This window comes from Lachnoanaerobaculum sp. MSX33 (assembly GCF_000512995.1).
Lineage (GTDB): Bacteria > Bacillota > Clostridia > Lachnospirales > Lachnospiraceae > Lachnoanaerobaculum.
In genome coordinates, this window is the sequence record NZ_AZXX01000036.1 from 1 (window position 1) to 24,121 (window position 24,121).

Consider the following 24,121-nt stretch of genomic DNA (forward strand, 5'->3'; position numbering starts at 1 on the left):
TTAAACGTTGTTTTTACTGAAATCTCATCAATTATTTTATAAATAATCAAGTTATTTTCAGGGTTGTGTGTACTGTTTAATCTTAAATTATCAAGGTTCGTTTGCTTCGCTGTTTGAAACAGCTTAGCTATTATATCAAGTTCGTTTCATCTTGTCAACAACTTTTTAAGTCATTTTGAAAAGTTTTTCCGAACTTTCTTTGCTCTTTTTGAGCAACTTTGATATAATATCAAACTTTCTAAATCATGTCAATAGTATTTTCTATTGTTTTTAGAAATATTTATTTTTGTTTTTCCGTCTTTTTAGGACAGTGGTATCATTCTACACCTTACACACTGTCCTGTCAACCTCTGTTTTCTATTTTTTCCAAAATTTTATAAGCAAAACAAATATATCCTATTTATAAAAATCTTATACCCTCAGTGACCACTCTCTGCAGTCAATGGTTCTTGTTATAAAGTCTTCGTAAAAATCAGGCTCATGACAAATCAGCAGTATACTTCCCTTATATGCCTTCAGAGCTCTTTTTAACTCATCCTTTGCATCCACATCCAGGTGGTTTGTAGGCTCATCCAGAAAAAGAATATTTGTAGGCCTGTTAATAAGCTTACAAAGTCTCACCTTTGCCTGCTCTCCACCCGAGAGTACTCTAAAAAGACTCTCTATATGTTTTGTAGTAAGACCGCATTTTGCAAGTGCGGATCTTACCTCGTACTGACTGTATCCGGGAAATTCACTCCACAGCTCTTCAATACAGGTGTTTTTTGACTTATTGTCGCTTTCCTGCTCAAAATAACCTATCTCAAGGTAGTCTCCCAGAACGGTTTTTCCTGACAGCGCCGGTGTAAGACCAAGTATACTCTTTAAAAGAGTGGACTTTCCTATACCGTTTGCACCGAACATTGCTATCTTTTCTCCTCTTTCCATCCTTACATTTATAGGTTTTGAGAGTGGTGTGTCATAACCTATTACAAGATCTGAAGTCTCAAAAATAGTCTTACCCGGTGTTCTGGCCTCTTTAAAATTAAACTCCGGTTTCGGTTTTTCCGCCGCAAGTTCTATGATATCCATCTTGTCAAGCTTTTTTTGTCTGCTCATTGCCATATTTCTTGTGGCAACTCTCGCCTTGTTTCTGGCAACAAAATCCGCAAGTTCTTCTCTTTCCTTTTGCTGACGATTATATGCCGCTTCAAGCTGTTTTTTCTTTACCTCGTAAACCTCAAGGAATTTATTATAATCTCCTACATATCTGTTGAGTTCCTGATTTTCCATATGATATATAATATTTACCACAGAATTAAGGAACGGTATATCATGAGAAATAAGTACAAATGCGTTCTCATAATCCTGCAAATATCTTTTCAGCCACTCAATATGCTCGACATCCAGATAGTTTGTAGGCTCATCTAAAAGTAAAATATCCGGTTTTTGTAAAAGAAGCTTTGCTAAAAGAATTTTAGTTCTTTGTCCTCCACTAAGCTCCGTTACATCTCTTTCAAGTCCGATATCTGTAAGTCCCAGTGCATTTGCCACATCTTCGACCTTGGCATCTATAGTATAGAAATCATGTGCCATCAAAAGTTCCTGAATAGTACCAAGCTCTTCCATAAGCTCATCCATTACACTTTCATCAGCTGTAGTAAGCAAGTCACAGATCTCATTCATCCTTTTTTCCATATCAAAAAGATGATCATAGGCTCCCTTTAATGCATCTCTTATACTGGTTCCCTCTTCCAATACAGAATGCTGATCCAAATATCCTATCTGCACATTTTTCGCCCATTCTATTTTGCCCTCATCAGGCATCAGCTTCCCTGTAACTACACTCATGAATGTAGACTTACCCTCTCCGTTGGCACCAACAAGTCCTATATGCTCACCTTTTAGCATTCTGAAGGAAACATTGTCAAAAATAGCTCTATCACCAAAACCGTGGCTCAAATTTTCCACATTCAAAATACTCATTATACATCTTTTCCTTTTGCTTTAATATTTTTTTCTATACTCTTTCTTGCAATCATCATCTGATGTCCGCAGCCTACACATTTCAGTCTCAAATCCTGACCGACCCTAAGCACTTCCCACTCATGAGAACCGCATGGATGTGGCTTTTTTAATGTAAGTATATCTCCTACATCTATTTGTATCATTTATTCAACTCTCTCACTAAAACAGGTAAGGCTTTTTCAAATTTCACTCCGTACCAATGATTATCATCGTCAATTGTCTTTGTTATAGCTTCCGATACAAATTCGGCAGCAATCTTTGCTGCCTCTCTAAAGCTCTTCCCATGCATCAATCCGCCTGTAAATGCCGCAGCATAGCAATCTCCTGTACCATGTGCATCTTTTTCTATTCTGTCAATATAAAAAATCTCAATACTTTCAGTATCGCCTTCAAATACCGCTATTCCCAGCTTACCTTCAATATTTCTTATACCTTTTAATATTATATTTTTTGCACCGAGATCCCTAAGCTTACATATAATGCTCATGATATATTCACCGCTTTGATTATCAAGTACTATCTCACTGCCTGTAAGTAAAGCGGCTTCAGTCATATTCGGAAGTACAATATCACTTGCACCTACAAGATTTCTCATTTCTTTTACAAAATCTTCATCAAATCCGGTATACAATTTTCCGTTGTCCGCCATAGCGGGATCAACTATTCTCATTCCGTCTTCTTTTAAAAGATTGTTAAACAAATCAATTACGATCTCAATCTGTCTCTTACTTCCGAGATAACCCGTATATATTGCATCAAAGTTTATACCTTCTTTTTTCCAATGCTCCATAATCTTAGGCAAATCCTCTGTCAGATCTCTGAAAGTAAATCCGCTAAAACCGCCTGTATGGGTGGAAAGTATTGCAGACGGCATTATAGCCGTCTCCACTCCGCAAGCTGAAAGTATCGGTAATGCCACTGTTGTGGAACACTGTCCGAAACATGAAATATCCTGTACCGTTAACACTTTTTTATTCATAAACCCACCTCAACAAATATATTTTTATTTACTGAATTTTTCTATTTCTTCAAGTGCAATTTCAATTAACTGCTGCTTTTCTTCAGGCTTTAATCTGTAAACCGTCTCTTTGTCTCTCCAATTTTTTATTACTTCCTCAACGCTTGGACGCTCCTCATCCTCATCATATACATCAGGGTCTGAAAGATTTGCAATACTTTCACGCAAAATCAAAAGTTCAAAATGATAACTTTTTGTCTTTTTATTATTGGGAAAGGTTTCATTGAGCCTGTCCTGTTCCCAGCTCTTTTGCTCTTCGCCGAAAGGATAGAGTTTTTTATAATATCTATCCATCTTCTTCTTTTTCTGCTTTGCCGTTTCAAAACTGAACCAATCTGCTATTCCCATGTTTTTACCTTGAGTACTTTTCTTCTATTTCACTGATAATATCAATTCTGTTTTGATGTCTGCCGCCTTCAAACTCAGTCTCAAAGAAACTGTCAACAATCATCTTAGCCATTTCAGAGCCGACCACTCTCGCACCGAATGCAATAATCTGAGCATTATTGTGAAGTGCCGCCATCTTTGCGGAATAAGGTTCTGAACAAACTGCCGCCCTGATTCCCGGTACCTTGTTTGCAGCCAATGATATTCCGATACCTGTACCGCAAATAAGTACTCCCTTATCCACTTCTCCCGAAACTATAGCCTCCGCAACATCTCTTCCCGGTACAGGATAGTCACATCTCTCCCCCGCCTTTGCTCCAAAATCAACAACTTCAAAGCCTGCCGCTGTCAAATGCTCTGTAATAATATCCTTCAGCTCAACTGCCGTATGGTCATTTCCTATTCCGATTCTCATATTTCCTCCTTATATTTACAAGAGTTCCTTATAAACATCTCTCTTTTGTATTCCTCTATCTTTTGCCACTGCCTTCATTGCCTCTTTTTTGTCCATGCCCTCGGCTATATATTTTTCATAATGCTCTCTGATACTGATTTCTTCAAAGGACTTTTGTCTCTCTTCCCTCTTCTCCAAAAGGCTCTTTCCCTCTATCACCAGTACATATTCGCCTCTGATTGCAACCTTTTCAGACTCATAATCAGCTATTATATCCGTCAGTTTTCCTCTTAAAACCTCTTCATGCAACTTTGTAATTTCTCTTACTATGGCAATATTTCTATTCCCCATATACTCAAAGAGTTCCTTTAAGGTCTTTAGTAATCTATGTGGCGCTTCATATAAAATAAGAGTTCTGCTTTCCTGTGACAGTTCAGTCAGTATTTCCTTTTTCTCATTCTTATCCGCAGGCAAAAATCCTTCAAAAGCAAATCTTCTTGAACTTATACCGCTTATTGCAAGCGCAGAAACTACCGCACTGGCTCCCGGAACAACGGTAACCTCAAGCCCCTCTTTATATGCGATATCCACCAGCTCATAACCCGGGTCTGATATTGCAGGCATTCCTGCATCTGAAACAAAGGCAATATTCTTACCTTCTTTTACTTTTTCACAAAGCTCATATGCCTTATCTATTTTATTATATTCATGGTATGAGGTCAAATGTCCTTTTATTTCAAAATGATTCAAAAGCCTTATAGTATTTCTTGTATCTTCACAGGCAATAATATCTGCATTTTTCAATGTTTCTATCGCCCTCATACTGATATCGGAAAGATTTCCTATAGGTGTAGCCACCAGATATATTTTACCTGCCATATATTCTAAGCACCTCATCCGTATATACATTTTTATCCTTATAAACTGCCAAGGGCGGCTCCACATCCAGCCATACACCCGAGCCCTTTACCCCCTCTATTAAAACAAGATTTGCCTTACTTTCCATATATGGGTGTACAAATCTCATTCTCTTGGGTTCTATTCTGTTTTTCTTTAATGCCGCAAATATTTCGGAAAGCCTACTTGGCCTGTGTATCATAAAAAACTTACCGTTTTCTTTTAACAGCTTGCCTGCAATCTCCACCACTTTATCAAGATCTGTTAGAAGCTCATGCCTTGCTATTGCAAGCGGTAAATCGGGATTTTTTATAGCTGTTGTATCCTTCATATATGGCGGATTCACGCTGACGGTATCCACACTTCCATGCTTTATATATTTTAAAGCATTGGCAATATCATCATTTATAATATCAATTTTTTCTTCCAGAGCATTGTACTTTACACTCCTATTTGCCATATCGGCAATATCTTCCTGTATTTCAATACCTGTTATTTTTTTTGCCTGAGTTTTCGCACTCAAAAGCACCGGTACAATGCCGCTTCCTGTACAGAGGTCCACAGCATAACCGCCTCTTTTTACTTTAACAAAATTTGCCAAAAGCACCGCATCTATACCGAAGCAAAATTTATCCGGATTTTGTATAAGGAAGAGGTCATTGCATTGCAAATCATCAAGCCTCTCTCCCGATTCTTCCCTTATCAATTCATCTTTCATGATTTTAAGCTTGTATCCTTATCTCTTTTAAAGAATACTCTTCAATTTCCTTTGCATCCTCTGATTTTGTAACAAGCACCTTTACAGTCTGCCTTAGTACACTGGTTGAAACTATCACACCGGTCTCACCTGCAGGTGTGGAAACCGTAACACCTTCTCTTGGCATCTTTTTGTTTAAATACTCATATGTATCGGATTCGTTTTTCAAACAACACATCAATCTTCCACATACACCGCTGATTTTTGCAGGATTCAAAGACAGGCTTTGTTCCTTTGCCATCTTTATTGACACAGGCACAAAGTCGGACAGATAACTGTGACAGCAAAGCGCTCTTCCACATGAACCCATGCCTCCTACCATCTTGGTTTCATCTCTTACTCCTACCTGTCTGAGTTCTATTCTTACTCTGAAAATAGATGCAAGTATCTTTACCAGCTCTCTGAAGTCAACTCTGCATTCTGCAGTAAAATAAAACAAAACCTTTGCTTTATCAAATGTATACTCTGCAGAAATAAGCTTCATGGGCAAGCCGAGCTCTATTATTTTTGACTTGCAAATATCATAAGCCTCTTTTTCCTTCTTGTAATTTTCCTCACAGGTACAAATATCCTCCGGACTTGCTTTTCTTATTATCTTCTTTAGCGGATTATCATAAGCTTCACTTAATTCTCTGGCTCCCAATATGACTCTGCCGCATTCAATACCTCTGTCCGTCTCCACTATTACTCTGTCATTTACATCTATATCAATATCATCAGGATCATAGTAGCAGATGTTACCCACATCTCTAAACCTAACGCCTATTACTCTCATCTTTTTCTCCTATTTTCTAAGGCCAATAAAAAGCAATTCCATCACCGTATCTCCGCTTACATTGGAGTTTAGCCTAGTCTCCATTTCATCTATTAAATCTATTATACTGTTAATCTTTTTAAGTGAATATTCTCTGGAAAGCCTTAGTATAATGCCTTCCTCCCTTATAAATACAAGGTTATCCGTCTTCTTTGTAAGCTTTAAGATACATATATCTCTATACCAGAGTCTTAGAAAATTTATAAAATCCTTAAATCCTCCGGTTCTTTTTTTCAATTCCTCTATAAATAAAAGTATATCATTTATAGATGCTTCTGAAATCTTTTTCAAAAACTCTACATTTTGATTATACATACCGGCAAAATCCTCAGATTCAGCCATTGCTTTTGCAATACCGGGTACACCGTTTGAATACGAAGCTACCACAGTAGCTAAATCTTCACTTGTACCCTTTTCAACAAGCCAATTCTTTATTCTGTCATTACTTACCACACTTAACAAAAGCTTTATACATCTACTCCTTATTGTTTCAAGAAGCAAACTCATATTTCTTACCAAAAGTAAGATAACTACATACTCCGGCGGCTCTTCTATAGTCTTTAACAGTGCATTCTGCGCCCCCACAGTCATCTTATCCGCCTCGTCTATTATATATATCTTTACTTTTCCATGATAAGGTCTGATTGAAACATCATTAACTATATTTTCTCGAATCCTGTCGATTCCGATACTTTCTTTGCCCTCGGCATCCATATAAAAAAAGTCGGGGTATGCATCCGCCAAAAACTGCCTGCACGCAGGACACTCTCCACATCCTGTATGCTTCTCACATATAAGTTCCATAGCAAACTCTCTTGCAATTTTAGACTTTCCTATCCCCTTGTCCCCTGCAAGGATATATGCATGTGATATCGACTTTTTTATTATTGACTCCCTTAGATGATGCCTTATCTTTTCATTTCCAAGAATAAAATCACTCATCCTGTATCTTTATTCCCATATCTTTTTTTATTTCAAGTATGCACTTATTTAAATCTTCATTGACATATTTTTTTGTAATTCCGGCAGCTTCAAGTCTCATAGGTGAGAAATCCTCCTCATCCGCCAAAAATCTTCTGCAAAGCTCGGCATACTGTGGCTCTGATTGCACCATCTCTCTGTTTATGGCTCTCTGCAGTCTGATGCCGTCACTGAGCTCTATAAATATAGGTACAACATTTTCCGCACCATAGTACTCTTTTATTTTTTTATAAGAATCCAGAGTTCCTATTATAAGATAATTTTTACTTTCAAGATGCAATGATCCGTCATCAATAGTTGCATAAATCCACGGACCTTTAACTGTATTATAGGTCCTCATCTCTATAAGCTTACCCTGTTTTCTATATTCTTCTATAACGGATTCCTCTACAAAATGGTAATCAACACCATTTTCTTCCCCGTCCCTTATAGGTCTTGTAGTATATGTTATAAGTCTCTTTGTTCTCGGGCACTCCTTGTACAATCTTTTAAAGATAGTATCTTTTCCGGATGCACTCTTGCCCATTACATAATAAATTTTTCCCATTTTACTTATGGGTCCAGTCCATAGACCCTTTTTCCTCTTTTAATATATTCTTGCAACAACTCAAAACCGGCTCGATCTATTATATCCCCCTTCTTTATAACCGGCACACCAGGCGGATATATATATATGTTTTTTTTCGCAATCTTATTTAGATATTTTTCATCAAGATTTGATGTAGACTCATGTTCTATATAAACGAAATTTTTATCAATATCACTTAAGGCCCTATAAAGCCTGTCAAAATCATCTTCGCCGTCACAAACCGTACTGTAAGCCAGTACAAAACCCGGTCTGCTCATCTCAGTTTCAATATTGTAGGATTCTCTGAGTATATTTGCCAATGTAACCCCGTCAATATTATCGGAGTAAATTACAAGTTTTGTAAAGTCATATCCAAGTCCTGTATTTTCCTCCCATAAATGAATACTTTTACAGCTTGAAACTTTTTCTCTGAAGCCTTTCAGACTCTTTAAATACTGAGATACATATGCATAACTTTCACTCATATACCTTATACAGGCATCAATACCTGACATAAAAACATATGAAGGCGAGCTGGTTTCAAATATATGGAGTGACTCTTCCAAGCATTTTTCATAAATAAGCTTTGACTTTAAATGACAAAGTGCCGTTTGAGTAAGTGAAGGCAAAGTTTTATGCAGACTTTGTACCACAATATCCGCTCCCAAACTTACTGCCGATGAAGGAAACTCCATATCATATGCATTTATCAAATCGGCATATTTTTCTGTTGTTTTTTCTATATAAGTAAGGTGGGCACCATGTGCTTCATCCACTATAACCGGGATATTATATTCATGCAAAGTTTTTGCAATCACTTGTATATCGGATACAACTCCCTCATATGTAGGTGAAGTAAACAGTGCTGCCACTATATTTTTTTCCTTATTTGCTTCTAAAAGCGCTTTCACACTCTTTGCATCGCATTCTTTTGCAATGCCTAAATCATTATACCCTATATTCACATATATTGGTATCAAATCTAACAATTCAACGGCATTATATACACTAAAGTGTGCATTATCCGCTACTATTATATATGATTTTTTATTTTTATAATCACCTGTACATGCACAGGCTCTTATACTTGCAAGTATACCACAGCTTGAACCATTTATTAAGTAGTATGTTTTATTAGTTTTATATATATTTTTTGTAAACTCCATAGAGTCTTTTATAATTCCTGTGGCATCATGTAAATTATCGGTGCCCTCTACCTCCGTCAAGTCCATACCGTAGATGTCTGTCATCATCTCTTCTATTTCTTTGGGCACTCTTCTTTTATGCCCCGGCATATGCATAGGCAATATACCGGAGCTGACATATTCTTTTAATTTATATGCTAAAAAATTTTTATTCATTATCTGTATCTTTTCTTGCTACGTAGTTTTTCCAAGCCTTCAAAGCTAAAAGTACAGCCGCTACTATACATATAATGTCTATCACTATAGCCGCAATCTGCCATCCCATCATACCTAAGTTCAGGTTTTCAGGTGCATATGCCCTACTGTTGACAGTTGTATACAATATATTATGTGATGCTTTTCTGAGTGCAATCACTGCTGTAGCGCTCTTATCCTTTACATAATTATAACCTGTATCAATTGCTGTTAGGCAGAAATCATTACCGTTTCTTATATATCTGTCGGCATTCATATAACCATATCCGCCGGCGCCGAAATAATCGGTAAGTACCATACCTCTAAAGCCCCACTCATCTCTTAGAATCTTATTGAGAACTTCATTTGAAGCGGCTGCAGGTGTTATTCCGTAGTGGTTGAATGAGCTCATAACTGCTTTGGCTTTTCCGTCTTTTACGCATATTTCAAAAGGACGAAGATATATCTCTCTTACAGTTTGCTCATCCGCCCAAGTCATGAGCTGATAGTTTCTGTTGGTCTCCTGATCATTTAGAGCAAAATGCTTAATATATGCATATACTCCATGTTCTTCGGCTCCCTTTACAGCCTCTGAAGCAATCTTTCCTGCAAGCAAAGGATCTTCCGAGAAATACTCAAAGTTTCTTCCTGCAAATGCACTTCTATGTGTATTCATAGCCGGTGCGTACCAGCCTGAAACTTCCATCTCATCCGCCATCTTTCCTATACTGTCTCCGAATGAATGTGCAAGGTCCGTATTGAAGGTGTTTGCAAGCATTATAGTTGCAGGAAGTCCTATTGAACCCTTCTTTGTAAAGTTATTGTTTATTGAAGAAGGTCCGTCACAGTCAACTGTCTGCACTTTACCTATTTTTCCTATTGTTGTGGTCTGATATCCTCCCAAAGCTACAAGTTTTGACATATCATCAAAACTCAGATTGTCCAGAAGACTATCCCATGCCTCATCATCATAGTCAAGTCCTCGAAGGTCTGCAAGTTTTATTTTATTATTTGCATTTGTCTTCGGCATCTCATCTGATTCAATATCAAATTTTTTGCCGTCATAATTACTGTTATTTAAGAATTCAGCCTTTTTATCTGCCGGAAGCACAAAATTTGTAGGTGCCTTTGTTGCTTCCTCAAGATTTGCAAATTTATCCTTTCTTGAAAGAACTGTAAAATCGCCTCTCATATCGTCAAGCTTGCTTGTAGCAACAATATCATCACTGCTTCTCTTATTTGTATCACCATAAACTATATCATCTTCAAGAGGGAATGTTCTTGTATCAAGTATATTATGAGAATCTTCCTGTAAGCTGATTTCATACACACCCTTTTCAAGTACATAAGCCTTTTTGATTTTTTCATCAAATGATGCCATATCTTCAACCGCAAAAGTAATCTTTACAGTCTCACTCTCACCCGGTTGTAAAAGCTTTGTTTTGGCAAAGCCTACAAGATTTGTACTTGCCTTTTCAATACCTCCGTTTGTATAAGGCGGATTAAAGTATAACTGTACAACATCTTTTCCTGCAACATTTCCCGTATTTGTCACCAAGACATCGATACTTATCTTGCCGTTATTTGCAACTATCTCTCCCATTTCCTTTGTGAAGTTGGTATAAGAGAGTCCGTAACCGAACGGATACTGTACATATCCGGCATAATTTATAGCACCTTCTTTAGCTGCAGTCTCATAGAATCTGTATCCTACATAAATACCTTCAGTATAGTTTACAAAGCTCGGGTTGTATGATACTCCTCTGTCCTCTACGGCAAACTCATCCATGTTTGTATAACGGAAATCTCCGAAGTTATTATAGCTTGGTGTTTTTTTTAAGTCATATACAAATATATCGCTTGTCTTACCTGAAGGATTTACCTCTCCGTCAAGAATCTTGCCAAGGGCATTAAATCCTGTCTGTCCTGCTCCCGGGCACCAAACCACACTTGTTATATTCTCATATTCATTTACAAAACCAAGTTCCATAGGATTTGAAGCGTTTATGATTACAACAATGTTTTTAAACTTCTTATTTACCGCATCAAGCATTGCCGTTTCTCTGTTTGAAAGTTCCAAATAGCTCTTATCGGCATCCAGATCATCCTTTTGATCACTGTATCTGATACCCTTTGACCCGAAAGTACCTCCGTCCACAAATGTATCTTCAACACTTGGATCAAGGCTTCTCGGCAAATCTGCGCCCTCACCGCCTGATCTTGCAATAACGACTACCGCTTTATCGGAATAATTTCTTGCATTATCAAAAATATTTGCCTCGTTATATTGTTCAATTGAAGGCTCAGGTATGGTCCAATCCTGGCCCCACATTCCTACTGTAGGCCTTGTCTGCCTGAAATCCGTATAAAACTTTACAAGTTCCTCATTTACCTCAAATCCCGCATTCTGTAATCCTTCAATAAGTGATACCGTAGGGAATGAATCGTTAAGTCCTCCCGAACCTGTACCTCCGTATAGAGGATTGGTTGACGACCACCCGAAGAGATTGAGTTTTGACCCCTTTTGAAGCGGAAGTGTTGAGTCATTCTTTAAAAGTACAATACCCTCACTTGAAATTTCCTCACCTAAAGACTTTGCCTCATTTAAAGACTGTTCGGTTATAACTCCCCTTCCTGTAGCAAGTGTTATCATAGTCTTTAAAGGACCGTTTATCATAAGATTGATACTTAAAAGTGTTCCCAGTCCGAAAACAAGCCATGAAGCCGATCTTGTAAGATTCTTACGTGCAGGCTTCTCCTTTCTTGTGATAAACATGACCACAAGGGCCGCCACAAAAAGTGTCACTATAGCCACAAGGTGTGGTGCTATAGATTTGATAACACTTATTACATCCGCCATATTAACAGCTAACATAATACTCCTCCTATTTATTTTTTCTCCGGCATTACAATGTATTTCATTGTCGGATAGCTGATAACCACCTGAACAATGATATTTACCGCATTAGCCAGTGTAGGTACAAGACTTGCACCAACCCCTATATCCCTGAAAAATTTCTGTGAATATGCAGGCAGTGCCGCAGAAATAATGATCAATGCACAGGCAAGCATAATATATTTCGGTATGGCATCCTTAAATGCCGCATTAGACTTAAATACAAACTGTTTTTGAACAAAGAAATTTACAGTCTGAGCAAGTGCGGTAGCCACAAGGAAACTTAAAAAACCTGCCATTCCAAGGTTTTGCTCAATATTTTCCGCATAATTAAAAATCAAAAATTTAAACGGTATATGATGCCATCCAAAACCTGTAAATTTAGCCGTTCCGATCCACATAACTATAAAATTTACAATCGTCGCCACATTTGAGAGAATATTAAATTTAATAAACTCCCATAGATTCGGATGCGCTTCTATCCATTCTTTTACCACATTCATAACTACTCTCTATCTTCTCTCTGAAGAAACTTTTCCTTATATATCTTATTGGCCTTTCTGTTTTTGAAATACCCCTTTATAATACCTGTAAGCCCCTTAAAGAAATGTCCGTTTACCAACAGTAATATGGCATCCACCATTTCCATACTTACCTGTCCGTTACTCATCTTTCCGATAGCTCTAAAAGGCATATTAAACTGGAAAAGAGTATTAAGATCCGGTACTCCTGCTTCAAGCGACTTTTTCAGCCTTTTATCAAGCACCTTATAGGCATGTCTTGCAATAAAACTTTTTGCATAATACATTTGACATAATGCATCATTGATACCAAGTTCCCCGCTCCAGCGTCCGTCAGGTATTTCCCTTCCAAGCAAAGTTCTGTACTCTTCATCACTTACATTTTCTACATTTCCTTCAAAGTATGAAGGCAAATCATTCTTATTATACGGAAAAACTGTTGCATTACCTTCAACACTTACTTCAGACTTCAATCTGATATCTACACAACTGCTTCCGATATATATATCATATTCTCCACTCTCAATCTCAAAGGCATTTGTCGCTACATTATAAAACCTGAATGATTTATCATCAAATAAGATAGTAACTTTTTTCTTTTCACCCGGATTTAAATATACCTTTTCAAATCCCTTTAATTCAAACTTTGACCTGAATATATTCGATTCCTTCAATCCTATATAAAGCTGTGCAATCTCCTCACCTGCAAACTTACCCGTATTTTCAATATAAAAGCCCACCTTATCTCTGTCTGCTTCTATATCACTGTACTTAAACTCCGTATAGGAAAGTCCATATCCGAAAGGATACATTACAGGTACATTTGCTGTAGTAAAATATCTGTAGCCTACAAATATACTCTCTCTATATTCCGAAGTCCTCTCTTTTGAAGGATAATACCTTATATTCGGAACATCCACATACTTTTTTACAATACTTTCAGATAGCTTTCCGCTTGGACTGTACTCACCGTTTAGCAGTTCAAATACAGCACCCATACCTGCCTGACCGAAGAGATATCCGTGTAATATTCCCTTTAAATTATTTTCCCAAGGCATTTCAATACATGAGCCGGCACTGATTACACCGACTATATTATCATTGGCCTTTGAAAGCTTTTTAAGTAATGTTATCTGATTGTTTGGAATTCTAAGATGAGTTCTGTCAAGTCCTTCCGATTCACTCGCCTCATTAAGTCCGAAGAAATAAAGTACAATATCCGCCTGCTTTGCAAGCTCTATGGCCTCATTTACAAGGGACTCATCCTCTTTATCCGCTCTTGAATAACCATGCGACATACCGATTATATTTAAATCAAACTGTGATATAACTTTTTCCACAGTTTCGACATTGGTCGCATTTACATTTGTGATTCCTGCTCCCTCGTATATCGGATTAATATCCAAATCCTCAAGCTTTTCTTCGATATTGCCTATGGCAGCCTCAATCTTTTTCTCTTTTTCAGAGTCAAGATTAAACTTTTTTATAAGCTTTTGCACATCCTCAACTACGGTAGCATTAACCATAGAAGATCCCGCTCCCTGATATCTCGGATTAAAAGCAAAATCTCCGATAATCGCTATCTTTTTACTCTTATCAAGCGGCAAAATGTTTTCCTCATTCTTTAAAAGAACAATACTTTTTCTTGCAGCTTCTCTTGCAAGTGCATTATTATCTTCAAACATCTTTGCCTTATCATCAGGCTTTTTCTTATTCTTTGTGGACAATGTGATATCTATCAACTCATCCACTCTTGCATCAATATCGCTTTCACTTATCTTACCCGTTTTTAATGCCTCTAAAAGCTCTCTTGCACTGTCAAGTCCCGGAGCCGGCATTTCAAGGCTTGAACCGTTCTTTACGCCTAAAGCATGATCGTTTGAAGCTCCCCAGTCGGTAACCACCATACCGTCAAATCCGATATCTTTTCTTAGAATATCCATAAGAAGGTGCTCATTCTCATTGGCATATACCCCGTTGACCATATTGTAACTTGTCATTAAAGATTTCGGTTTGCCCTCTTTTATAGCTATTTCAAAGGCGGTGATATAGATTTCTCTAAGTGTTCTCTCATCAAGTACCGAGTCCATAGCCATTCTGCGAAGCTCCTGCGAATTTACAGCAAAGTGCTTTACACAGGCGGCTATTCCGTTACTTTGTATCCCCTTTATCATAGCAGCCGCAAGTTTTCCGCTAAGATACGGATCTTCAGAATAGTACTCAAAATTTCTTCCGCACAGCGGATTTCTCTTGATATTTATTCCGGGTCCTAAAAGTACATTTACATCCTCTGCCGCCGCTTCAAGTCCCAGCCCTTCTCCCACTTTTTCAAGAAGTCGTACATCCCAACTGTTTGCCAAAGTGGCCGCAGTCGGAAAACATGTTGCAGGTACGGAAGCATTCAATCCGAGATGGTCACCTTTTCCCGCCTGTTTTCTTACACCCGTAGGTCCGTCAGCATGGTGAAGAACGTCAACCCCTATAGAAGAAAACGACCTCGTATCCCAAGCATTTTTACCTGAAAGGTAGGCACACTTTTCCTCTAATGTCATTTTTTCAATAATATCTCTATGCTTCATTCTCCTCCTTATAGAAAACTAATTTACGCTCTTTCCACATCATGGTAAATTCAATAAATAAATTTACCTCAACACCCGTCTATATTATAGTATATATTAAAAAAGTTGTGTATATTTTCAAAATATTTTTATACAAAAACAGGGAGTCTTAAGACTCCCTGTAACTATTGTATGTTTGAAAAGCTAAAAAGGAAAATAGCTTAGCAACCAATTTAAACTTCCGGCTCTATAATACCGTATTTTCCGTCTTTTCTCTTATAGACTACGCACACCTCATCGCTGATTGCATTTCTGAAAACATAGAAATCATGTCCCAAAAGTTCCATCTGCAAACACGCCTCTTCAGGATCCATAGGCTTGATACTGAATCTCTTTGTCTTTACGATTTTTATCTCGTCTTCGTCGTCTCCATAGACAGCTTCATCGTTTATAAAGAAATCCGAGAATGACATTGCAGTCTGTTTTTTATCTATAAGCTTATTTTTAAACTTTTTAATCTGCTTTTCTATTATGTCTTGAACTTTATCTATGCTGACATACATATCTTGGCTGACTTCCTCGGCTCTTATAAGCCCCTGCTTTGTAGGAATGGTAACCTCGATCTTATGTGCTTCCTTTTGCACGCTTAATGTAATTCTTGCCTCTGTCTCAGCTGTAAAATACTTTTCTAATTTCTGAAGCTTCTCCTCTACCGCCTTCTTCAAACCATCAGTAATTTCAATATTTCTTCCAGTAATTGTATAACGCATATGTATAAGCTCCTTTTCTTTTTTTATTTGTCTATAGTATACCACTTTGTCAACAAAAATTCAATTTAAATTTATAATTGTATTGTCAATTTGATTAAATTTTTCAACTAATATGATTTTTATTAAATTTTTATCCAATTGTATTTTCCGAGCAAAATTGCACTTTTATATATTTTAGCTCATAAAATCTACAAATTTATCTCAAATGCAGTCTTTACTCTATGGGGATAAAATACTTAAATTGTGGATAACTTCGTTTATAACTTGAAAACAGCCTATTTAACAGCTTTCTAAAGCCTGTAAAACCCACTATTTTTGTGGATAAAAATGTGGATAATGTTGACAAGTCTTTTAAAACATAAAATTTATGCACTTTGCTGTTTCTTCTTAAATCTAAGAATTCAGACTTGACATCAAAATTATATACTACTTTTATTTAAAGTAATATTTTAACTGTTTTCAAGTAATCGTACAGCCCTTAATGACTCCTGCTCCACCTTACAATGATTTAAAAACATAAAATCCAATACCTCTGAATACTCTTTAAGATTTTCTCTGTTTTTCTCAATCATTCTGATATCTGATACATTAAGTTCCTTGTATATTCCCGCCTCATAAAATCTTTTCAATGTATTTACATCCATAAGGAGAGGCCTAAACGGTATACCTGTTTTCTCTTTTAAGTTTTCAAGTATCAAAAATCCGTAGATATCTATATCCCCTTCATGTAGATATTCACAATATTTATTATCTTTATATATTTTTTCAAGTAATTCTTTCTTTGATTTATTGTGATATCCTCCAAGATAGATATATACTGCTTCTTTCTTATTTTCATCATGGTATGTAGTCAGATTTTCCACTGTAATAACAGCTTTTGTAAGTACCTTTATATTTTTTATCCTTTTAAGTGAAGCATTGGAGAGAGCTATTCCATCCGGTAACTCGCTAGCATATATTGTAGAATTTTCAAAACTTATTATCACATCTCCCTTTATATATACATATGTAGGATTCTCATATAAATTATAATATTCAAGTATCTTATCCTTCTCTATAGGATCATCCGTATAATCAAATAATATACTCTCTATACAGGACTTAAATTCCTTTTGAAATCTCTTTGAATCTTTAAATACGGCAGTTGAGAAATTTCTGATGTAACTTTCCTGCTCTATCTTAAATACAGCTTCCAATATTGTAAGTACATATTTTAATCTTTTACCGTCATACTTTAAATCATATGGCAGCTTCCTATAATTTACAGCCAAATTCATCCAATCGGATATTATATTATTCAGCAGCCTATACTTACTGTCCGCAAATGAGGATAGAATTTGTTTTATATATTCACATTGCTCCGGAATACTTTTTCTGTTTAATCTCTTATAGCAATCCGATATTCTGTCAATATTTAATCTGACCTTGCTATACACTCCGGTAGATTCAAGTTTTGATATTATCACGTCTTCACTTATCAACTTTTCTATAGCTGCATTTATATCCTTATATGCATTATGATCATATCTGTCTACATATGCCGGATAATTCTTTTTTATATCTATTTGTATTGCACGCAAAGAAGAAGGCTCTTTTATATAGCCCTCTCTTCTTTCATACATATCCACTAAACTATTTAAAATATCCTTACCGTAATCCATCCTCCAACCTCTCACATTATCAATTATATGACTTATTGTTGTATTATATTTTAAACAAATTATAATAATATTGTTGTCGCACCCAATCTGACAGCAGAAAGGGGGTGTCTACATGATAGAAATCATATCTTTTCTTATCTCTGTAGCGGCAAATGTAGCCAGCTACTACATTTGTAAATGGTTAGACAGAGATCATAGCGACAACTAGCCTGAACGGATACTCAAACCGTATAATATGAGAAGAACCCCTAATAGCTGCAACTACTAGGGGTTCGTTTTGTATCTACATGAGATACCATATCTTTTCTTAGCTGTAATGAATTATAATCTATTTATAAACATAAAGTCAATAACAACTTATATCCTTACCGTAATCCATCTTCCAACCTCTCGAAGGCTCGTATTGCATTTCTGTTTCCGGATTTAACTATCGAGTAGGTAATATCACAATATGGTAAAATCGATGTAGCCTTCTCGGCTGTAGCTATAAGCACCAGTTGCAAATTCAACTTCTTAAACATGTTCATCATAGGCTCGATTCTGTCACTGGTCATATTGTTGAATGCCTCATCCAACAATATGAGCCTCATAGACTCTTCCTTACTTTGCTCATAAATTTGCAAAAGTGAAGAACATATTGCTACATAAAACGGTGCTTGATTTTCTCCACCGCTGCCCTCACCGCTTACCTTTGACAATGCAACTTCCTTCTCTGTCACTGAATTTTTTATAATAATATCGTAGTCCAGATAAGTCCTATAGTCCACATACATTCCCATACTCTTGGCCTTTGACTTTTGACCTGTGAGATTTTGTTTCGCATGCTCTTCCACATCTATCATTATTCTACTCATAAAGTCATCAATCTGACTTTCAAATACCTCGGACTTATTTACCTCAGCCATATATGCAAGCATATCATTTTCTCTGTCAATTTGCTGATTGTCCTTATCCATAATAATATCGTAGAAAAGTCCCAGTTCCTTATCTTTGCTCTTGTCAATTCCGAATCTATAGCTTTCCTCACCATATTCCAGATTTTCCATAACACGATTTATTTGCTTAAACTGCTGCCTTGCCCTTAAGATATCGTCCTTCATCCTAAAGAGCACTTCCTTGCGAAATCTGTCCTTACAGCGAATCTGAGCCTTTGCAAGTTCATTCTTATGTCTTTCCAGCTCAATATTTTGCAGAGTAAGGTATTCCTGCATGTACCGATTCGCCCCTTCCAAGCCTATAGCATAGTCACAAGTATATGTGGCGGTATATTTTTGTTGCAAAGGTATCAATTCCTGATTCAAGTAACTGTTTAGTGCTATATTATCATGTGCCATACGATTTGAAAAATTATATGCAATAGCAGAAGCTTTTTTTGACTTTCTTTCGTTCAAATATTTCTTTTCCACATCAAGTGCAAATTCCGAATATCCTTTTATGCTGTTTTCATATACAATTTTAAGCTCTTCCAAATTCTTTTTAAGCTCTTCTATAAGCAAATTTGATTTTCTTATATTATCAATTATATTTTTCTTTTTTGCCTTGGTATCTGTTATCTCATCTCTTATATCATTTACATTCTTTTTGCATTCCTTGACTCTGTCATACATTGCGAGCAATATTGGATTTTGCTTAAATTCTTCTATCTTCTTAGCTATATCCGCTATCTTTATTCCAAGCTCCTTAGCTTTTTTCCCCGATTCACAATACTTTTCAAGCTTACTAAAGCCCTCTCCGGCTCTAAACTTTGTATATCCGTTATATACCAAGTCAAAGTTTTTCTTTGCATCTTCAAGCTCTTTCAAGCTGTTTTGTATATCCAGAAGTTCTTTTTTTGCAGCTTTTAACTGCTTTTCAATGGCATCCACACCGATAAAATGTTCTCTTTTTGCCATTCTCTGTAAGCAAAAGCTTTGAAATCTAAGTCTGTCTTTGGTAACACTCTTTGAAAATTTCTCCAAATCATCTGAAGATTCACAACATATAACATCTTTCATCACAAATCTTGCATATGCCTTGGCATATATATTTTCAGATTCAATCTTATCTCCCAGATAAGAGTCTTTCTCAGTCTTATATTCTACATTTTTTATTTTTCTCGTATCTATAAGTCCTATACCGTTGACCTTATCTCCCAAAGAGATAAAAACTTTCTTTGCTAAAATATAATTATCAGGTTCTACAATGATATTAAATCTCTGTGTATTTAAGTAGCTCTCCACTGCATCCTGCCAACTCCTGTCTGTCATATATAAGAGCTCACACAAAAGTCTGGCATCCGCCTTCTTGCTCTGTTCACTCAAGGCCTCATTTATCTTGTTTCTGACAAATATTGCTTCTTTGGGATAACACATAACACCTGACTCAAGTGATTTTATTTTACTTGAAAGTCCGTTGCCTTCCTCATTTAACTTCGCTATATCAGTCCTTATTTTTGCATCATAGTTTTTTATCTGTTCTTCCATATCTGCAAAAATTTTGGCAATTCTTTTTATCTCTGCAATCTTTGTTTCTTCAAAGCAATTTTCATCTCTTATACAACTATCTATATCAAAAATAAATCCAAGCTTATTTAATTTATCCTTTAATTCAAATAAGTCTTTAGCCACATTATCAAACTTTGCCGCTTCTTCTGTAAGCCTTTTCTCTTCAACTTTATTATTTTTATTTTCACTCTCAAGAGAAAGCATCTCCTTATTTTCAGCATTGTTTTCAGCTGCCCTTTGTGCTTCATATAAAAATTCTGAGGCTTTTGATTCTCTGCCTGAAAGGTCTGTAAGTTTTTCCTCCATCAAAGATACACTTACTTCCCACTCTTCAATAAGATATTTTCTTTCATTTGTTTCTTCTATATTTCCTTGAAGATTTGCGTAGGCAACTAAAATCTCATTTATTTTCACCTTAACCAAGAGCTCTCTTGCACTCTTTATTTTTTCATTTATCTCTTTTAATAAAGCCTCTCTGTCAGATGCCTCCTGAAGTATCTCCTGTAGCCTTTCCAGCTCAATCATATCCTTTTGCAAAAAATCAATATTTACCTCAGGCTCCGGTAAAATATAGGTATAAATGAACTCTCTTATATCCTTTATATCCTCCAGACTTGTACCCATATGGAATACTTCATTAAATTTCTTTCCGATAGGAGAATCCGCCTCACCGATACCGAGCATACGACAGATCCTTCTTCTGGCATCAGCCTGATTTGAAGCCCTGTCCATCCCCTTATTATCAAGCTTAAAAGCTTCTCTTGAAGCAGGACTTTTTCCTTCTTTGCTCTTTGCAAAAAAAGGAATATCCAAAAGGCTGTATCCCGGCTTTGTAATATACCAATCCTGATATACTCCCCTCAAATCCTGCTTTGGAGTTTCCGATTCCACACGTGCAATTATTACAAATGTCTTTTTAATAGCCTCGTCCAAAAATTCAATGCCTATATAGGAAACTGTATGCCCCGGACGAAGATAGCTGTCCTCCGCTCTCTGTTTTTGGTGAACCGAGCCTAAAAGAGTTCTGCCGCTCTTTTTATTTCCGGCAGTATTAAAGTCCTTATTAGTGGTGAGACAATACCTGACTGCATCCATTATAGTTGTCTTTCCTACTGCATTTACGCCCAAAAGATATGTGATATTTTTAAAATCTATAATATCATCTTGAAAATTATGCCAATTTATCAGATGAAGTCTTGTCATTCTTATCATTCTTCATCCTCCTCTTCAGAATTTTCGTATTGAGAAAGCAACTTAACAGTTTCATCATATGCTTTTGAAATATCGGTATCAGGCATTGCAAGCATAACAGAAGGATAGATCTGTATTTTGGCATCCATATCAACTAATTTATCTGCTACCTGTACCAGATTATATCTTTTTATATTTCTGATAGAATCCTCTAAAAAAGCTCTGTCAAATTTTCTTGGCAAATTCAGCTTCTCATATTCATTTTTAATTTCCTCAACTGTAGCATAAATTCTGTCTTCATTTGTGGATAAACTTTCTCTCTTTTCCACATATAAGAGCCTGAAAATAAGCAAGATAATACTCTCATATTTCCTTAATGCAATTCTTCCGCTGCCATGATTATTTATAAGCTGAACAACTCTCAAATTTCTATGAATGACCAAAGTATATCCGATAGGCAAGAAAATCTGTCTGAAACTTTCTTCATGGTTTATAACATAGTAATACTTCTCTCTTGTAGTATCCACTGTTCCCATCAGAAAACAATTATTCAATAAATAATTAGCTATCTCTTCTTTTATATCTGTTGCCATTACCTTCTTTCCTCAACAATAAAATCTTTGAACCTCACACCGTTTGACTCCACCACATTATCTCTAAGCCTTATATCATACTCTCTTTCTGAAGTCTTGGAATAGGTATACAGACCTATAATTTTTATTAAAGTATCCGGGTTATTTTCAAATATCGAGCTTATTTGCACCGCATGATTTCCGTTTAGTATATCTCTTGCGAATCTGTTAACATTTTCAGATGTCAATGCATTTTTTATGTATTCCATCATCTTTCGATTTTTCTCATCTATAAGCTCTTGGTCCAGTTCCTCAATAATATCCATAAATTCAATAGCAGTAGGCTTTCGCTTTTTAACAGGCGTGGAAAGAGAGTTACAGTCAAAGAAGTTTTGTACAAATATCTGAAAAATATCGGATGCAATGCTGTCATCTTCTTCATATACATCCTCTTTAGTGTTTATCTGACTTGCGTAAAACTTAAGTATATTATTTATTTTACTCTTACTGCTTCCGTCAGACAGGAGCAAAAATTGTGCTCTTTGCACCGCCCTGGTTCTATATAAAATATGCCTGTCATCAATGGTTCGCATTATAGCTTCCATTTCCTCGATATCCATACGAAGCTTTTGTATAAGCTCTTTTATTTTTACACCTGCCTCATCCCTTTCAACACGCTCTGTATCCATATAATCAAGTACCAAAGCATCGAAAAGATTATCTTCACATCTGTCAAGACTCTCATACAAACTGCTTCTATAATAAAACAAATTATCATTTGTCTTAAATCTGTGATATGATCCCACAACTATCTTTTCTTCATATTTTTCAAAAAAATCCAATATTTCTTCAGGACTTTTTCCCAATGTCAGATCATTTATATGATCTTCAATAGATGCCGCCAATGTCCTGAGGGCTTGATTCAGATTGTCAAAATCCTCAGAAGCTTCTTTTAAGACTCCTTCATAAGGGCTGCCTTGTTCCGATATATGTTCAAACATGGAATATATTTTAAAAAGCTTTCCCTTATAAGTGATGATAGTGGGACTGATAATTTCCTGAAAGGATTTCAATATAGGCACCACCTTATAATGAATTGCCAGATTATCCTCATCCTCATATTCGCCCGGCTTTTCCAAAAGCCAGCCTGTATCTCTAAGTCTTCTTATAAAGCTTCCGGAAATAGTCCTCATATCTGCTATATTTCCGCTTGCATATTCCTGCTCTTCCATATCCGGTTCAACCTTCTCATCAAGTCCCAGGAGATATTCCTCCGCCATATCAAATATTGTACTTTTTTCTATAGCATACATAGGCATTCGCTTGCACTTTTCCCAAATAAGAGCAAGAATATCTACATATTTTCTTTTATTTGTGCCTGTCAGAGGTCTGAACAGATTTTCATCTACTTCATCAAATATATTCATACTATATTAATTCCAAATACTGTTCCACCGGTATACCACGATACTTATCTGCCTTATCTATATTTAATTCAATCATTTTCTTTACAACTTCCATTGAATGTGATGTTGCATCCGGAAGTGATTTTCCGTTCAATATATCTCCTACCAAAATAGCCGAGAATATATCTCCGGTTCCAGGAAAACGAACATCTATCTCATCATATTCAATTCTGAAGCTCGTCCCATTTTTACTGTCAAATCCGACACAGCATTTCTTATCATTAAAAGGTACGGAGGTAATAATCACAGAAGCATTATTTTCTTCGCTCAATTTCCTAAGTAATTGTTCTTCTTCTTCATTTGTAATCCCTCTGTCTTTATACTCCATTTCCGTAAGAAGGCAGGCTTCAGTGTAATTTGACTTTATAAGATCTGCAAATTTCAGTAATTTTCTACGACTTTCTATAGCATCTTTTGATATACCGTTATAAAGGTTTCCGTCATCTCCCATTATAGGATCCACAAATATAAAACTTCCTTTTTCTTTTTGATTGGCACAAAAATCCGCCAAAATACTTGCCTCTTCATCAGAAGCTATTATTGATTCAAATGTAAATCCAAGCTGCTCCCATACATTTACAGTATTTAGAATATAATCCTTAGTATCAAGAATTTCAAACTTACCGTAATCAAGAGTATTAGATACCAATGCTGTAGGAAGCGTAAATATCTCAAATCCCATATTTGAAAATATAGGCATCATAGCTGAAAGTGCCACTTTACCATATCCTGCCAAATCATTAATAAGAAGTATCTGTTTATTTTTGTTCATACCTGTGTCTCCATTTTTTAATAACTATG

20 protein-coding genes are annotated in these 24,121 nt (G+C 36.2%); all 20 read right to left on the reverse strand.

Going from position 1 to position 24,121, the window contains the following annotated elements:
- Nucleotides 1–411 precede the first annotated feature (411 nt).
- The 20 genes from HMPREF1495_RS03595 to HMPREF1495_RS03690 all read right to left on the reverse strand — a co-directional run bounded on the left by HMPREF1495_RS03595 (nucleotide 412) and on the right by HMPREF1495_RS03690 (nucleotide 24,092).
- The gene (locus tag HMPREF1495_RS03595; RefSeq protein ID WP_034212125.1) at nucleotides 412–1,965 is read right to left on the reverse strand and encodes an ABC-F family ATP-binding cassette domain-containing protein; all 1,554 of its coding nucleotides are present in this window, start codon (nucleotides 1,963–1,965) and stop codon (nucleotides 412–414) included.
- Nucleotides 1,965–2,150, reverse strand: a complete 186-nt coding sequence (locus HMPREF1495_RS03600) for a DUF951 domain-containing protein (protein WP_007594120.1) — start codon at nucleotides 2,148–2,150, stop codon at nucleotides 1,965–1,967. The genes HMPREF1495_RS03595 and HMPREF1495_RS03600 overlap by 1 nt, the downstream gene beginning before the upstream one ends.
- A complete protein-coding gene (locus HMPREF1495_RS03605; RefSeq protein ID WP_034212127.1) occupies nucleotides 2,147–2,986 on the reverse strand; it encodes a pyridoxamine kinase in 840 nt (279 codons plus the stop codon). Before HMPREF1495_RS03605 ends, HMPREF1495_RS03600 begins: the two co-directional genes overlap by 4 nt.
- A 24-nt stretch (nucleotides 2,987–3,010) precedes the next feature.
- Nucleotides 3,011–3,373, reverse strand: coding sequence for a hypothetical protein (locus tag HMPREF1495_RS03610; protein ID WP_034212129.1), 363 nt, complete (start codon nucleotides 3,371–3,373; stop codon nucleotides 3,011–3,013).
- A 4-nt stretch (nucleotides 3,374–3,377) separates the two neighbouring features.
- Nucleotides 3,378–3,827, reverse strand: coding sequence for a ribose 5-phosphate isomerase B (gene rpiB, locus HMPREF1495_RS03615; RefSeq protein ID WP_007594124.1), 450 nt, complete (start codon nucleotides 3,825–3,827; stop codon nucleotides 3,378–3,380).
- A 15-nt stretch (nucleotides 3,828–3,842) separates the two neighbouring features.
- A complete protein-coding gene (gene rsmI / locus HMPREF1495_RS03620) occupies nucleotides 3,843–4,685 on the reverse strand; it encodes a 16S rRNA (cytidine(1402)-2'-O)-methyltransferase (RefSeq protein ID WP_034212131.1) in 843 nt (280 codons plus the stop codon).
- Entirely contained in the window at nucleotides 4,675–5,421 is a 747-nt protein-coding gene (locus HMPREF1495_RS03625; RefSeq protein ID WP_034212133.1) for a tRNA1(Val) (adenine(37)-N6)-methyltransferase, read from the reverse strand. Before HMPREF1495_RS03625 ends, rsmI begins: the two co-directional genes overlap by 11 nt.
- A gap of 4 nt (nucleotides 5,422–5,425) precedes the next feature.
- A complete protein-coding gene (locus HMPREF1495_RS03630) occupies nucleotides 5,426–6,235 on the reverse strand; it encodes a PSP1 domain-containing protein (RefSeq protein ID WP_034212135.1) in 810 nt (269 codons plus the stop codon).
- Between the two features lie 9 nt (nucleotides 6,236–6,244).
- A complete protein-coding gene (gene holB / locus HMPREF1495_RS03635; protein WP_034212137.1) occupies nucleotides 6,245–7,216 on the reverse strand; it encodes a DNA polymerase III subunit delta' in 972 nt (323 codons plus the stop codon).
- Nucleotides 7,209–7,802 (reverse strand): guanylate kinase, encoded by a 594-nt coding sequence (locus HMPREF1495_RS03640; protein ID WP_007594131.1) that lies wholly within the window; start codon nucleotides 7,800–7,802, stop codon nucleotides 7,209–7,211. The genes holB and HMPREF1495_RS03640 overlap by 8 nt, the downstream gene beginning before the upstream one ends.
- Nucleotides 7,803–7,807: 5 nt before the next feature.
- Entirely contained in the window at nucleotides 7,808–9,184 is a 1,377-nt protein-coding gene (locus HMPREF1495_RS03645; protein ID WP_034212139.1) for an aminotransferase class I/II-fold pyridoxal phosphate-dependent enzyme, read from the reverse strand.
- A complete protein-coding gene (locus HMPREF1495_RS03650) occupies nucleotides 9,177–12,077 on the reverse strand; it encodes a glycoside hydrolase family 3 N-terminal domain-containing protein (protein WP_034212141.1) in 2,901 nt (966 codons plus the stop codon). The genes HMPREF1495_RS03645 and HMPREF1495_RS03650 overlap by 8 nt, the downstream gene beginning before the upstream one ends.
- 14 nt (nucleotides 12,078–12,091) lie before the next feature.
- Nucleotides 12,092–12,601, reverse strand: a complete 510-nt coding sequence (locus tag HMPREF1495_RS03655; RefSeq protein ID WP_034212143.1) for a GtrA family protein — start codon at nucleotides 12,599–12,601, stop codon at nucleotides 12,092–12,094.
- Nucleotides 12,602–12,603: 2 nt separating this feature from the next.
- Nucleotides 12,604–15,198, reverse strand: a complete 2,595-nt coding sequence (locus tag HMPREF1495_RS03660) for a beta-glucosidase (RefSeq protein WP_034212145.1) — start codon at nucleotides 15,196–15,198, stop codon at nucleotides 12,604–12,606.
- Nucleotides 15,199–15,410: 212 nt separating this feature from the next.
- Complete coding sequence (hpf, locus tag HMPREF1495_RS03665) at nucleotides 15,411–15,947, reverse strand: ribosome hibernation-promoting factor, HPF/YfiA family (RefSeq protein WP_034212147.1); 537 nt, start codon at nucleotides 15,945–15,947, stop codon at nucleotides 15,411–15,413.
- Nucleotides 15,948–16,396: 449 nt separating this feature from the next.
- Complete coding sequence (locus HMPREF1495_RS03670; protein WP_034212149.1) at nucleotides 16,397–17,608, reverse strand: Wadjet anti-phage system protein JetD domain-containing protein; 1,212 nt, start codon at nucleotides 17,606–17,608, stop codon at nucleotides 16,397–16,399.
- A 365-nt stretch (nucleotides 17,609–17,973) separates the two neighbouring features.
- Nucleotides 17,974–21,303 (reverse strand): ATP-binding protein, encoded by a 3,330-nt coding sequence (locus HMPREF1495_RS03675; RefSeq protein ID WP_034212151.1) that lies wholly within the window; start codon nucleotides 21,301–21,303, stop codon nucleotides 17,974–17,976.
- Nucleotides 21,300–21,875 (reverse strand): DUF4194 domain-containing protein, encoded by a 576-nt coding sequence (locus HMPREF1495_RS03680; RefSeq protein WP_034212153.1) that lies wholly within the window; start codon nucleotides 21,873–21,875, stop codon nucleotides 21,300–21,302. The genes HMPREF1495_RS03675 and HMPREF1495_RS03680 overlap by 4 nt, the downstream gene beginning before the upstream one ends.
- Complete coding sequence (locus HMPREF1495_RS03685) at nucleotides 21,875–23,281, reverse strand: Wadjet anti-phage system protein JetA family protein (RefSeq protein ID WP_034212156.1); 1,407 nt, start codon at nucleotides 23,279–23,281, stop codon at nucleotides 21,875–21,877. Before HMPREF1495_RS03685 ends, HMPREF1495_RS03680 begins: the two co-directional genes overlap by 1 nt.
- Before the next feature lies 1 nt (nucleotide 23,282).
- On the reverse strand, nucleotides 23,283–24,092 hold the full coding sequence (locus tag HMPREF1495_RS03690) for a bifunctional hydroxymethylpyrimidine kinase/phosphomethylpyrimidine kinase (RefSeq protein WP_034212157.1): 810 nt from the start codon (nucleotides 24,090–24,092) through the stop codon (nucleotides 23,283–23,285).
- Nucleotides 24,093–24,121: the final 29 nt, after the last annotated feature.